Below are 13835 nucleotides of genomic sequence, written 5' to 3' on the forward strand. Positions count from 1 at the left end.
TCTATGCCGTTCGCAAGGACCGCTCCGTCGTATACGACAAGCTGGTCGGCATCAAAGGCAATTCGCTCATCCTCGAGCGGGGAAGAGGCAAGCAGGTTCAAACCAAAGCCATCATCCCGCTGGTATTGTTCGATCTGCTCGCCGTCGGTACGGCCCCTTTCGCTTACGGGGGCTGGGGAGGCGGCTTCGGCGGCGGTTTTGGCGGTTGGGGCGGCGGTTGGGGCGGCTGGTGGTAAGCCGGCCGTTCGCAGGCGCTGATCGCGCGACACGATAAATGCAGACGCTAATCGCAGGCGCAGCCGTTCAATCAGTCGCGTAGGACAATACGACAGTCAAGCATAACGGGAAGAAGCGGCGTGCCGCTTCTTCCCGTTTTTCATGGAAATGTCGAACCTTTTCTGGATTTAGCGGCGTTTTGACCGGCTGGCATAAGCGATATGATGAATGATGAAAGCGCTTATAAATTCATAGGAAGAGAGGGAAGTTCATGTTCAGAGACTGGAGAAGGAGACTCACGGGTCGGCTGTCGGTCATGCTGGTCGCAGTGCTGCTGGTGACGCTTTGGGGAGGCTGGCAGCCGGCCAAGGTGCATGCTTCGGACGAATTCGACGCGCTCCGGGCCAAGTGGGCGACGTTGCTGACCGGGGGAGCCGGGCTGGATACGACGGATCCGGATATCGCCGCGCGGACAACCAAGCTTGCCGCAGACGCAACCGCTTATTGGGAAAGCATGGATCAATCCCCTTTGCGCACGTACATCTGGTACGAGCTTCGCGGCAACGGAACGTCGGACAACGTAAACGCGGTCTACGAGCGACTGCGGACGATGGCGTTGGCGGCGACGACCGCCGGCTCCGATCTTTACGGCAACGCCGAGCTGAAGGAAGATATTCTGGAGGCGCTCGATTGGTTGTACGTCAACAGCTACAATAGCTCGCGAAGCCGCTCGGCATACAACTGGTGGCATTGGCAGCTCGGCATCCCGATGAGCTTGAACGATATCGCCGTACTGCTCTACGACGATATCAGCGCGGCAAGGATGGCGACCTACATGGACAGCGTCAATTACTTCACGCCCTCGATCGGCCTTACGGGCGCGAATCGGGCATGGCAAGCGATCGTCGTCGGCGTGCGCGCGGTCGTCGTCAAAGACGCGGTCAAGCTGGTCGCCGCACGAGACGGTTTGTCAGGAACGGGCATATTTCCGTTCGTGACCGGCGGCGACGGCTTCTATGCCGACGGCTCCTTCATTCAGCATACGACGTTCGCCTACACTGGCGGCTACGGCAGCTCCGTCCTGGAGACGACGGCCAATCTGATGTATTTGCTGTCGGGCTCGACATGGTCGGTCGCCGATCCGAACCAGAGCAACGTGTGGCAGTGGATCTACGACGCCTATCGGCCGCTATTGTACAAAGGCGCGATGATGGACATGGTGCGAGGGCGGGAGATCTCGCGCAATTACGCCCAGGATCATGCGGTCGGACACGGTATCGTCGCGAGCATCGTGCGGCTTTCCGAGTTTGCGCCGGCCGCGCATGCGGCCGCCTTTAAGCAGCTGGCGAAGCGATTGATTCAGGAAGATACGTCCAGCAGCTTCTACGGGGACGTATCGCTCGATACGATCCGGCTCGCCAAAGCGATCGTTGCGGACCCGTCCGTCTCGCCGGCGGCGCCGCTCGATCAGTACAAGCAGTTCGCGGCGATGGACCGGGCGGTGCTGCAGCGGCCCGGCTTCGCCTTGGGGCTCGCCATGTATTCGACGCGTATCAGCAGCTACGAAACGATCAACAGCGAAAACGGGCGAGGGTGGTACACTGGGGCCGGCGCGACTTATTTGTACAATCAGGATCTCGCGCAATACAGCGAGGACTATTGGCCGACCGTGGGTGCCTACCGGATCCCGGGGACGACGGTCGCCTCCCAGACGCCGATCGCGAGCGGCGTCGGCACGACCAACTGGACCGGCGGCGTATCGCTGGCGGGGCAGTACGGCGCGAGCGGCATGGATCTCTCCTATGGCGCGTACAATCTGACCGCGCGCAAATCCTGGTTCATGTCCGACGACGAGATCGTCGCGCTCGGAGCGGGCATCTCCAGCACGGCCGGCGCTTCGATCGAGACGATCGTCGACAACCGCAAGCTGAACGCGGCCGGCGATAATGCCTGGACGGCCGACGGAACGGCGCTGCCGGCCGGACTCGGCACTTCGCAGTCGCTGAGCGGCGTGAACTGGGTGCACCTGGCGGGCAATGTCGCCGGAGGCTCGGACATCGGCTATTACTTTCCGGGAGGCGCGACGGTGCAGACAAAGCGGGAAGCTCGCACCGGCACCTGGAAGCAGATCAACAACCGTCCGGCTACGCCTTCGAATTACATTACGCGCAACTACGGGACGATGTGGATCGATCACGGCGCGAGTCCGTCCGGCGCATCGTATGCGTACGTGCTGCTGCCGAACAAGACGGGCGCGCAGGTCGGCGCCTATGCCGCCGATCCCGCGGTCGAGATCATCGCCAATACAAGCGGCGTTCAGGCCGTGAAGGAGAAGACGCTCGGTCTCGTCGGCGCGAACTTCTGGACGGATGCGACGCTGACGGCCGATCTCATCACGTCGAACAGAAAGGCGTCGGTCATGACCCGCGAGATCGCGGACGAGAGCCTCGAAGTATCGGTGTCCGATCCGACGCAGGCGAACAACGGCACGATCACGATCGAGCTGGCGCGATCCGCGGACAGCTACATCGGGGACCCAGGCATTACCGTCACGCAGCTGAGCCCGACGATCAAATTCACGGTGAACGTGAACGGCGTGAAGGGCAAGTCGTTTTACGCGTCGTTCCAACTGGGGGAAGGAACCGGAGGCCCCGTCGACCCTGTCGATCCGGAGCTGCCTTCCGTCATCGTGGACAACGCCGATTCGACCGGTGTAACCAAGACGGGCACGTGGAAAACCGTCAGCACGCAGACGGACCGCTACGGCGCGAATTACTTGCACGACGATAATACCGGCAAGGGGACGAAAAGCGTGACGTTTACGCCCGATCTGCCGCAAGCGGGTTACTACCGGGTGTCGCTCATGTGGCCTGCGCATGCCAATCGGGAGGATGCGGTCCAGGCGGACGTCATCCATGACGGCGCGACGACGCGGACGGCAATCGATCAACGCTCGAACGGAGGCGTATGGAATGCGATCGGCGGCTTTTACTTCCAGGCGGGATCCGGCGGCAGCGTGACGATTCGCAACGACGCGCTGGCGTTGCCCGACGGCTACGTCGTCGCGGACGCGGTCAAGTTCGAGCGGCTGCCCGATCCGGTCATCGTGGACAACGCGGATGCTTCGGGCGTGACCAAGATCGGGACTTGGAAAACGGCCGGCACGCAGACGGACCGCTATGGTGCGAATTACTTGCACGACGACAATACGGGCAAAGGGACGAAAAGCGTGACGTTTACGCCGAACCTGCCGATCGCCGGAAGCTATGAGGTGTACTTGATGTGGCCGGCGCATGTCAATCGGGAGGACGCCGTCCAGGTAGATGTCGGGCATACGGCAGGCACGACGCGAACGACAGTGGACCAGCGATCTGGCGGGGGCGTCTGGCATTCGATCGGGACCTATGATTTCCTGGCCGGTTCCGGCGGCGCCGTGACGATTCGCAACGACGCGCTGGCATCGCCCGACGGCTATGTCGTCGCCGATGCGGTCAAATTCGTATCTGTCGGCTAAGACCGGGTCGCATGACAGAGACCTTGCGATCAATAGAAAAGGAGCCGGCCAACTGCTGCCGGCTCCTTCCTTTTGTTCGTTATCGCGTGACGGTCACATTGTCGAAGTAAGCTTTGGTGTTGGCGTACACCCGCGCCCCGATTCGGCCTGAGGCGAGCGAGCCGTCTGTGACGGCGAATTGCAGGACGCCGTTCTGGTAAACCGAAAGGTCGGGACCGCTTGCCGCGATTTTGTAAGTGTAGAACGTATCCGCCGCGACGCTCGGATTCGCGTACCCCAGCGTCGTTTTCACGCCGTCGACCGACTTGACGAGTTCCAGCCTCCGCCCGGCGCGATCGTTGTTTTTCAGGTAGAGCACGTAGTAGTTGTCGCTGTCCGCGTAGCGGAGCAACAGTCCCGCGTCCTTGTTGCCGCCGGAATTGTTCGTGACGCTAACGTCGGCTTGCAGCGTATAGTCGGTCCAGGCCGAATCGCCCGCCACGGAGAAGCTGTTGCCGCTGCCCGCCTGGCCGGCGTACCGGCCGGCTTGCACCGACCAGGTGCCGCTCGAGGACGTCCAGCCGTCCGCATTGCCGTCCTCGAAGTCGTCGGCCAGCAGCGTCCCGCTCACGGCGGGGCCCGACTGAACCGAACTGCTCACCGCGTCCCTCGTCGTATCCGTCGTATGAAAATAGTACGAATGAACGCCGAGCGGCAGCTTGGTCGTATAAACGTACGCTTTGCCGTCCGTATACGTCGTGTCGCCGGCGTCGACCGCCGTCATCGCATGCACGACGCCGTCCAGCACCAGCTCCATCGCGAACGGCTTCTCGTTATCTGCGTCCGTATAAGTCACGCTGAACGTATAGTCCGTATCCGTGTCGCCCGATGCATGGTTAACGCCGCCCGCAGTCAGCGTCGGCGCGGAGCCGCTTGCGACGTTCGTCGCCTTGATCTCGTCCACGAGCAGCTCGCCGTAGCCGACTGCCGTCTGGTTCAGCCAGATCGCCATCGTCGTTTTTTTCTTGTTTACGGCGGGAGACAGGGCATCCAGATTAATCTGAAGGTCGGTCCAGGACGTCGGCACAGCCGCCCAGCCGCCCGTCAGGTTATATGTGCGCGAGCCGTCGTTCAGCTCGATTTTCATGCGCAGGTTCGCGTAGCCGGGATTTTTTACCGTGAAATTCAAGTAGCGATAACCCGACAGGTCGACGAAGTCGTGCCACGGCTGGAACTTGGCGTACGAATTGGTCGCCGTCGCTGTCTGCGTGAACAGGCCGGCCGTGCGGCCATCGGCGGATGTCTTGGAGAAGGTTGCCGTGCCGCCGTTTTGCGTATACCAGTTCACCCACTCGTTATTGCCGCCAGTCGAGCCCCATAGACCCCCGCCGCCGAAATCGTCGTACAGAAGCAGGTGCGAAGGATCGGGCAGCGGCGCCGCGACCGTGTAATGCGTCGAACTGTAGGTGTAATTGCCCGCGGTATCCTTGCCTCTGATGTCGATTCGCTTGTTCGCATAAGGCGCCGAAGCGCTTTCGTCGATCGACGCGGCATAGACGGCGCCGGATACGGACATCGGGACATACGGGCCGCCTTGGCCCGAAGTCGAGTAGGATACGTCGCTCAATCCGGTTGCGGGACCCGCGAGCACGGTGATAATGCCGCGTACGTAATCGCCGATGACGGGCGAGAGCGTCGGCAGCTGCTGAGGCGCCGCGGCGCCGGCCGAGTTGGCCGTGGGGTCCGAGCCGAGGCTCATGATCGTGTACAGCAGTCCCGCCTGGATGCTGATGCTGAACTCGTTGTAGCGCCATTGGTTCGTATCGTCCGCGTAGAGCGAACGATCCTCGTACCACGGGCTGACGCTGGTCTTGTCTTTCGTATCTTTCATGTTCGGTCCGCTCACCATCGCCCCGGGGAAAACGATGCCGGGATTGCTGGCGTTGCCGTTCGCCCCTTCGTCGTAACGCGTGTGCGGATAGGTGACGAAGTCGGCGCCGATGCCGGACACCCAGCTGATGTTCCACGGGTTTTCGCCGAAGATCCAGTAGAGACCCTTCTCGACGGCGCGCAGTGCGGCAGGATCGCCGAACAGCTCGTAATAGCGCATCATGTCGCCCAGGTAGGAGGCATGCGGTTCGTTGACGCCGAAGTTTTTGAACTGGTTCAGCACGCCGTACGGCGTATCGTCCGCCGATGACAAAAAGAAGTCGACCTGCTGCTTCAGCAGCTGCCGGATATGCGTCTTCGTTGCGGCATCGGCGACGGGGTAGAACTCCGCCAGCGACATCGGCCGCATATCCCAGTAGTTGGTGGACGACAGGTCGGCGAACGTCAGCGTGCCGATGTTGGCCGTCGCCGCGTCCTTGTAGTCGGCATCGCCGGTCAGCAGGTAAAGCTCCACGTCAGCGAGCAGCTTCGAATTCGGGATGCCGCCGCGCGTCGAGTAGGAGCCGACGACGCCGTCCGGGTGGGAGACGACATAGTCGTAGAATACGATCGCGGCGGCCAGGCAATCGTCGGCAAAATCCTCGAGCGTCGCAATCTTCGCGGCGTCGACGTCGCCCTGCGCGATCGCCGTCCGGATCGCGCGCGCCGTCGCGGCCAGCGCGCCGGCCGCCTTGGCCGAGCCGCCGACGCCGAGCCCGCTGACCTTGCGGTCGTCGGCGTTGCCGCTGACGTTGTCCGTCGACTTTTCCGGATGCACGAAGGAGGCGTTGTTCTTGATGTCGTACAGCTCGCCGCCGAATTGATCGGCCCATTTGATCAGGTATTCGCTGCCGAAGACCGCTTCGTCGACGAGATCGGGAATGCCGTTCGCGTCGTTGTCGTACTTGACGGCGGCGGCGTCCGCGTGGCGGACGTAGGCGAGCGCGATCCCGGCCGCGACCCACTGGTTGCCGGCGTACTTGCCGTAGTCGCCCGCGTCGTACCAGCCGCCCGTCAGATCGTAATGCGTCGAGCCGTCGATCGACGCGGCGTCGTCCAGATGGCCGGCTTCATGATACAGCTTGGCGGAAGGCGCGACGGTGCTGTAGCCCGTCGGATAAGCGTCATCCGTCCCAACGCCCGCCCGCAGCAGCCGGTAGAATGCCGTCATCTCGTCCTTGTAGTCGGTCCAGACATTCGCCTTGATCGGGAACGGATAGGAAGAGATGCCGTTCGTGACGATCGTATAACCGGCGCCCGCGGCGGATACGGCCGTAAAGTCGATCGCATAAACATGACGGTTCCAGTAAAAGCCCTCGTATGTCATCGTACCGGAGGCCGCCACGGCACCGCCGCCGTCCTTCACCTGATACGACAGATTGGACAGCGGGCTCGTCGACACGACCTGGGCGTCTTTGAACCCGCCGGCGTTATAGCCGGCCTGGCTGACTACGACGTCGAGCGCATCGGTCGATTGCATGACGACGGGAGCGGACTGAAGCGGTGTCCGCACCTCGTCCGAAGTGAGGTCTCCTGCGCGGAAGAAGTGCGTATGCGTCCCGGCGGCAAGCTTCGCGATGTAATAAAAATCTTTGCCGTCCGTATAGGTCGTATCGCCGCTGTCGGCCTCAAGCATGTCGTAGGCGGTATCGTCGACGACGAGCTGCATGGCGAACGGCTTTTCATTGTCGGCGTCCGTATACGTCGCGCGGAAGGTGAACGCGGTGTTTTGCGTATAGGTCGCCGAGTTCGCGCTTATGCTGCCGGTCAGCGTCGGCGGGGTGCCGCTGTCGTCCGTCGAGGCGAAAATGTCGTCGATGAGCGTCTCGCCGTAGGCGCCGCCCGACTGGCGCAGCCAGATCTCCAGCTTGGCCGTCTTCTTCTTGAGCCCTGGGGCAAGCGTATCGAGGTCGTATCGCTGCGTCGTCCAATTCGTCGGGACGGCAGCCCAGCCGCCCGTCAAATTGTAGTTGGCCGTTCCGTCGTTCACCGCGACCCGGATGAGCGAATCCGGATAGCCGGGATTTTTCATCGTGACGTTCAAGTAGCGGTAACCCGTCAGGTCGACGGACTCGTTCATCGGCTGGAACTTTGCCCAGGAGGAGCCGGTGCTCGGCGTCTGCGCGAACTTGCCGACCTGCCGCGAGTCGACGGTAACCTTGGAGAAGGCGCCGGTGCCGCCGCTTTGGTTGTACCAGTTTGTCCAATTTTGCTTGTACAGCCCGCCTCCGCCGAAATCGTCGTACAGCAGCGGATTGCCGGGGCCCGGCAGCGGCGCGACGGCCGCCGAGACGGCGCCTAGCGGCGCGAGCAGTCCGAGCAGAAGAGCCAGGCCCAGCAAGCCGGCAAACGATTTTCTGGCGGTTCCTTTCTTCCTTTTTAAGCTGGTCATTAACGAAGCCTCCGTTCTTTATTTGAAATCGCTTACACAATTATCGTAATCATGCCACCTGCCGCGCACGAGGATGTAAACTCGCCCGCTTGTGATTTATTCGCGCATGATGATACATCACACCTTTCAAGAAAAAGATCATCGACAGGCGCCGCTCCCTGGCTTAGGCTAGACCTGACGGGAGTATCGTCCGGCGCGGATGGGGGCACGGACAGCGGGGAGGCAGCGGACATGCATAAAATACTCGTCGTCGACGACGAGCCGAGAGTAAGCACGGGCATCAAAAACTTTCTGCTCGGCTCGGAGCTGAACATCGCGCACGTAGAGACGGCGCTGAACGGCTTCGAGGCGATCGATTATTTGCGGATGGACACGTTCGATCTGGTGCTGACGGACATCCAGATGAGCCGCATGAGCGGCATCGAGCTGATGGAGACGATCTATATGGAGCAGCCCCATCTGCCGGTCATCGTCATCTCGGCCCACGAGAAGTTCGATTTCGCGAAAAAGTCGCTGCGGCTCGGCGCGCGGGACTATCTCGTCAAGCCGGTCGAACGCGACGATCTGCTGCGGGTCGTCGGCAGCGTGCTGCGCGAGAACGAGGCGATCGGGCGCCGGTCGCTGGCGATGACCGAGACGCAGCGCGGGGGCACAGGAAAGGCGGGCCAGCCGGGTTTGAGCGAGCTGCTCGCGGCGCTCGTCACTGAAGGCGATTTGCCCGTAAGTGACGGCGAAGCATTGGCCGCACGGCTTGGCGGGCAGGAGACGGCGGGCCTGTTCGGCGTCGTCTCGATCCGACCGGATCTTACCCGCGGCGGCTTCAGCGACAGAGAGTTCGCCTTGTCGGACCGCAAGCTGCTCAAGTACGCCTCCATCAATATATTGAACGAATGCCTGGGCGAATGGCGCGGCCTCTCGCTGAGCGGCTACGGCAACGAGATCGTCGCCGTCCTTCGGTTCGGCGAGCCGAAGGACGGCGAGCGCGGCGCCGGCATCGATTCGCAGCTTCATCTGATCGGACAGATGATCCATATGAATCTCAAAAGCTATCTGAACGTCGATACGACGGTAGGCATCAGCTCGCTTCATGCGGACGTGTTCATGCTGCCCAAGCTTATGGACGAAGCGAAGGCCGCCGCGGAATGGCGCCACGTGAATCCGGGACAGCGCGTGTTCTACTTCGAAGACCGCAAGGCGCGGGAAAATCTCGGCATCGCCGACTGGATCGCGCAGGTGGATGCCTTCACGCAGACGCTGAAGGCAGGCAGCGGAGTTGACGGGCCGAACGGGGCAGGCGAGACGCTGGTGCTGACGCTCCGCCGGCTGCAGGGCGAAGCGGAGATGTTCAACAGCTACTTCGGCATGCTGGCGTACCGGCTGTACGGCCTGCTGCTCGAGCAAGGCTGGTCGAACGGAATGTCACTGCAGCGATTCGATCCGGACGCATACTTCCGAGGCTTGGATGCGGAAGGCAAGCTGACGGCGCTCGCCGGCTATATCCCCGAGATTTCCGCGATGCTCGGCCAGTTGACGCAGGAACGCGACCGCTCCATTCTCGCGCGCATCACCGGCTTTATCCGGGAACGATACCGCGATCCGGCGCTCAAGATTCAGGACATCGCGAGCGAGGTTCATTTCAGCACGGCTTACCTGAGCTACCTGTTCAAACGGGAGACCGGCAAAAATCTGTGGGACTTCGTCACGGAACTGCGGATCGAGGAGGCGAAGCGTTTGCTCGAGACGACAGACAAAAAACGCTACGAGATCGCTTACGAGGTGGGCTATGAATCGCCGGAGCACTTCGGGCGAATGTTCAAGCGATACGCAGGCCTAAGTCCCGCGGAATACCGCAAGGAGAGGCAGGGGAACGACGGCTGAAGCTCAAATATAAAGTCGCGATCGCCTTCGCGCTGTTCATCGTCTGCCCCTTCCTCGTCGTCGGCTGGATCTCTGCGTACAAGGCGTCCGACTCGATGCGGGGCGAGGTCGGCCTGACGACCCTTAGGCTCGTCAAGCAGAACCATGTCACGCTGGAGAAGACGCTGTCCGCCGTCAGCGACAAGACCGTCACTTTGCTCGATACGCACTTTTTCAGCGACGACGGCCAATACCGGTTCTGGACCAACATCGAGACGCTGGGCCAAATGCGGGAAGCGGACGCCGTCCTGGAGCGGTGGTCGTCGGATGGCACGGAATATTCCCTTTATATGACGAACAAGGAAGGGAAAAGCGCGCCGTTCGACCTGTCCAACAAAACCCGCGGCTTCAAATATATAACCTGGGATACGGCCGCGCTGCCGGATTGGGCAGCCCGTGCGCTGAAGGAGAAGGGAGGAGCGACGCTGCTCCCGCTGTCGACGGACGGCGGCGCGCCGACGGTCAGCCTCGTTCGCGCCGTCCTGAATCCCAAGGCTTACGACGATACGCTCGGCTTCCTGGTCGTCTCGAGGCTCGAGGCGCTGCTGAAGCGCGATCTTGTCTCTGTCGGGCTCGCGAGCGACGCCGGCATCTATCTGTTCAACGATTCCGGCGAGCCGCTCATTCAGGTCGGAGACGAACCGCTCGATATGAGGGGCATGCCCGATCGGCTGCGGGGCGAGACGGAAGGCTACTTCTATGACAAGCGCGGCGGAGAGGAGCTGCTTTACGCCTTTTCCAGACGCTCGGCATTCGGCACCCGACTCGTGTATCAGATCCCGCTCGGCGCCGTCGCGGACAGACGGACCGCTTTCCAATGGATCATTATGGCCGCCTCGGCGATTTACCTGCTGTGCGTCTTCGCCTTCGTCCTGTATTTGCTGCGGATCGTCGTGCGCCCGCTCGTCCGCCTGACGAAGATCACGCGGATCTACGAGCCGGGCAAGCGGCTGGAAGCCGACGGAGATCTGCTGCGCGGCGACGAGTTCGGCATTCTTTACGGCGCCTTCCTGAAGATGACGGACAGGCTGGATCGATCCATCGAGGAAAACTACGTCATCAAGATCCAGCAGCGGGAAAACGAGCTCGCCGCGCTCCATTCGCAGATTACGCCCCACTTGTTGTACAACACGCTGGACTCGATCTACTGGTACGCGCTCGACAGCGGCAATTCCGGCGTCGGCGACATGGTCAAGGATCTGTCCAAGCTGCTGCGGATCGGCCTCAGCAAAGGGAAGACGGAGATCCCGATCGGCGAGGAGCTCGAGCATGCGCAGGCCTACTGCCGGCTGCAGATGAAGCGATATCCGGACACATTCGAGGCACGTTGGGAGGTGGACGAGGGACTCTTGTCCTTCATGACGCCGAAGGTCATTCTTCAGCCGCTCGTGGAAAACGCGATCTTCCATAGCGTGAGCAGCATGGACGGCGAGGGATTGATCGTCATCCGCGCGGTTCGCGCGGGGGACGACATCCGGCTCGAGGTGGAGGACAACGGCTTCCTGCCGGTGGACATGGAGCGGCTTGACCGCATCCTGAGCGGCGAAGAGCGGGACAAGGGCTACGGTATCCGCAACGTGCACGAGCGCGTGCGGCTGCATTTCGGCGAGGCTTACGGGCTAAGCTACGAGCGTCCCCAGGGCAGCGGATTGCGGGCCGTCGTCACGATCCCCGCGCGGGACGGCGGAGAATAAAGCGAGCATTATTTCTCTACAAGCCGGGTGAACTGTAATATCCCTTCTCCCCAATGCCGATCGTCCAGAAATGGTTCGCCTTCCGCAAATCGTCCTGCATCCAGTCGAGGTCTTCTTTATACGTCCCTTCGGCCTTGGCTTCCTTAATCGATTCCAGCACATCGGAAGGCGTTGCTCCGCGGTAAATGCCAACACTGATATTCACAAACGAATAGCAGTATTCCGCTTCCGCGTCGTCGATTGTGCCGTTATTTTTCTCGGTTAACAAAGCGACAAGCGCCTCACCTGGCAGTTCGAATGGTCTTTCCCCATAAATAAGCGGGATTGTCTTCTCGCAAAATGGGCCGTAGATGCATTCAATAAACGCAACGCGGCCCTCATCGTTCAAATCGATGCGAAGTTCCAGTTCATCGTAAAAGAGTTCCTTTTCATAGGTATGCGACGGATCGCCGAGCAGTCGCTTCACCTGCTGCACCGATTGTCCAAACGCAACATAACCGACGCCGCTCACATCCATACCTTGCAGCGGTTCCAACTGGATCGTTTTCATACACTGTTCTCCCCTTCTTTTCCACATACAACTCCGCGACATCTTTGTCGGAGCTAATCAACACGCTCCATTTTTGAAAGGCAGAAGTCCTCCCAATTGTCTCTTGTGTTCTGCGATTGCGGATTTGCAGGAATGATCCGTTTTTCTGTCGGCAAGTAGAAATAATTGTTCCGGTCATGCTTTTGCAAGCCGGAAATTTTCTTTAAATCCCTCTGTAGGGCTCGATAAAAAGCTTGTATCTGTTTGTCCGGATCTCTCGATATCATTCGCATTTGTATAAGCTCTCGACTTTTAACGGTTTCTCTGCCGCCTTTAACTTCAATAGAACGGGAACCTGGCGCATTGTAAAAATAGCCGAATCGTTTTATTTCCGTTAGATCGCTTATGGCGTAGCGGGAAAAGAAAAAAGAGTTATAGGCCGTATTATCGAAATAACTGGCGAACGAATCTATATTTGCAGTTTCAAAAGATGAATATCGGCGCTCTCCCTGTGCGTTAACGAATATTTCGGCATACAATTCAACGCCATGTTTCTGCATTGCGTTTTGGCTTTCCCTGAGAAAATCGATGACAGGCATTGAAATATTAAAATAAATAGCGATACATTTCCCCTCCCCCCGTCTTAGATACATCTCATTTTATATCACACTCTGACAGGAATACATCATCGTCCTTGCCGGGCCGCCAATCTATACTGAAGTCACAGAAAGGATGTGGCGCCGTTGCAAGCAAGATGGAAGCTCTTTTGGAAGTACAGGTATCTGACCTTGATGATCGTGCCCGCCCTGGCCGTGCTCGTCCTGAACAATTACCTGCCGATGTTCGGCGTGTTCATCGCCTTCAAGAACATCAACTATATCGACGGCATCTGGAGAAGCCCGTGGGTCGGGTTCGACAACTTCGAGTTCCTGTTCACCTCGGGCTCGATCTGGCGGATCGCCCGCAATACGGTGTCGTACAGCCTCGTCTTCATGATCGTCAACCTGCTGCTGTCCGTGGCGATCGCCGTCGCGATCAACGAGATCCGCAGCCGCTGGTTGGCGAAAACCTATCAGACCTTCCTGATCATGCCTTACTTTCTCTCTATGGTCGTCGTGAGCTATCTCGTATACGGGTTCCTCAATCCGGAGAAGGGCTTCCTTAACCACACGGTCGTCGAATGGCTCGGCATGGAGCGCGTCTTCTGGTACTCCGAGACCGCTTACTGGCCCTATATCCTGACGATCGTCAGCGCCTGGAAGGGCGTCGGCATCGGCGCCGTCATCTACATCGCGGCCATCGCGGGCATCGATCCCGAGTACTACGAGGCCGCCGTTATCGACGGCGCATCGAAGTGGCGGCAGATCTTCCATATCACGCTGCCCACGATCCGGCCGGTCATCATCATCATCACGATCCTGAACATGGGCCACGTGTTCAACTCCGACTTCGGCCTGTTCTATCAGGTGCCGATGAATTCGGGGCCGCTCTATCCCGTCACCGATACGGTCGACACCTACGTCTATCGCGCGCTGAAGGAGTTGAACGACATCGGCATGTCGTCCGCGGCGGCGCTCGTCCAATCCGTGCTCGGCTTTGCGCTCGTGCTGCTGACCAACGCGTCGGTACGCAAGATCGACAAGGATCAAGCTCTTTTCTAGTAAA

General features: G+C 60.1%; 8 protein-coding genes. 5 read left to right on the forward strand and 3 right to left on the reverse strand.

The annotated features are described in order from the left end of the window. Both KVT38_RS29750 and KVT38_RS29755 read left to right on the forward strand, forming a co-directional pair. A partial coding sequence (locus KVT38_RS29750; protein WP_217597383.1) for a hypothetical protein occupies positions 1-236 on the forward strand: 236 nt, incomplete at its 5' end. Between the two features lie 251 nt (positions 237-487). Next, positions 488-3730: a polysaccharide lyase family 8 super-sandwich domain-containing protein gene (locus KVT38_RS29755; RefSeq protein ID WP_217597384.1), complete on the forward strand. Its 3243-nt coding sequence runs from the start codon at positions 488-490 to the stop codon at positions 3728-3730. 79 nt (positions 3731-3809) lie between these two features. Here KVT38_RS29755 and KVT38_RS29760 read toward each other — a convergent pair whose 3' ends face one another. Further along, complete coding sequence (locus tag KVT38_RS29760; RefSeq protein ID WP_217597385.1) at positions 3810-8030, reverse strand: glycoside hydrolase family 9 protein; 4221 nt, start codon at positions 8028-8030, stop codon at positions 3810-3812. 231 nt (positions 8031-8261) lie between these two features. Here KVT38_RS29760 and KVT38_RS29765 point away from each other — a divergent pair, with 231 nt between their 5' ends. After that, positions 8262-9908 carry a response regulator gene (locus KVT38_RS29765; protein ID WP_217597386.1) on the forward strand — a complete coding sequence of 549 codons (1647 nt, stop codon included), beginning with the start codon at positions 8262-8264 and terminating at the stop codon, positions 9906-9908. A gap of 95 nt (positions 9909-10003) precedes the next feature. Beyond that, positions 10004-11641, forward strand: a complete 1638-nt coding sequence (locus KVT38_RS29770) for a sensor histidine kinase (RefSeq protein ID WP_217597387.1) — start codon at positions 10004-10006, stop codon at positions 11639-11641. A gap of 16 nt (positions 11642-11657) precedes the next feature. On the opposite strand, the gene KVT38_RS29775 is transcribed toward KVT38_RS29770, so the two are convergent. Both KVT38_RS29775 and KVT38_RS29780 read right to left on the reverse strand, forming a co-directional pair. Further along, positions 11658-12191, reverse strand: a complete 534-nt coding sequence (locus KVT38_RS29775) for a hypothetical protein (RefSeq protein ID WP_217597388.1) — start codon at positions 12189-12191, stop codon at positions 11658-11660. Positions 12192-12244: 53 nt separating this feature from the next. After that, positions 12245-12730: a hypothetical protein gene (locus KVT38_RS29780; protein WP_217597389.1), complete on the reverse strand. Its 486-nt coding sequence runs from the start codon at positions 12728-12730 to the stop codon at positions 12245-12247. A gap of 174 nt (positions 12731-12904) precedes the next feature. On the opposite strand from KVT38_RS29780, the gene KVT38_RS29785 reads away from it, so the two are divergent. Continuing rightward, entirely contained in the window at positions 12905-13831 is a 927-nt protein-coding gene (locus KVT38_RS29785) for an ABC transporter permease (RefSeq protein ID WP_368859182.1), read from the forward strand. Positions 13832-13835: the final 4 nt, after the last annotated feature.

It is taken from the genome of Cohnella sp. GbtcB17 (genome assembly GCF_019091135.1).
Taxonomy (GTDB): domain Bacteria; phylum Bacillota; class Bacilli; order Paenibacillales; family Paenibacillaceae; genus Cohnella.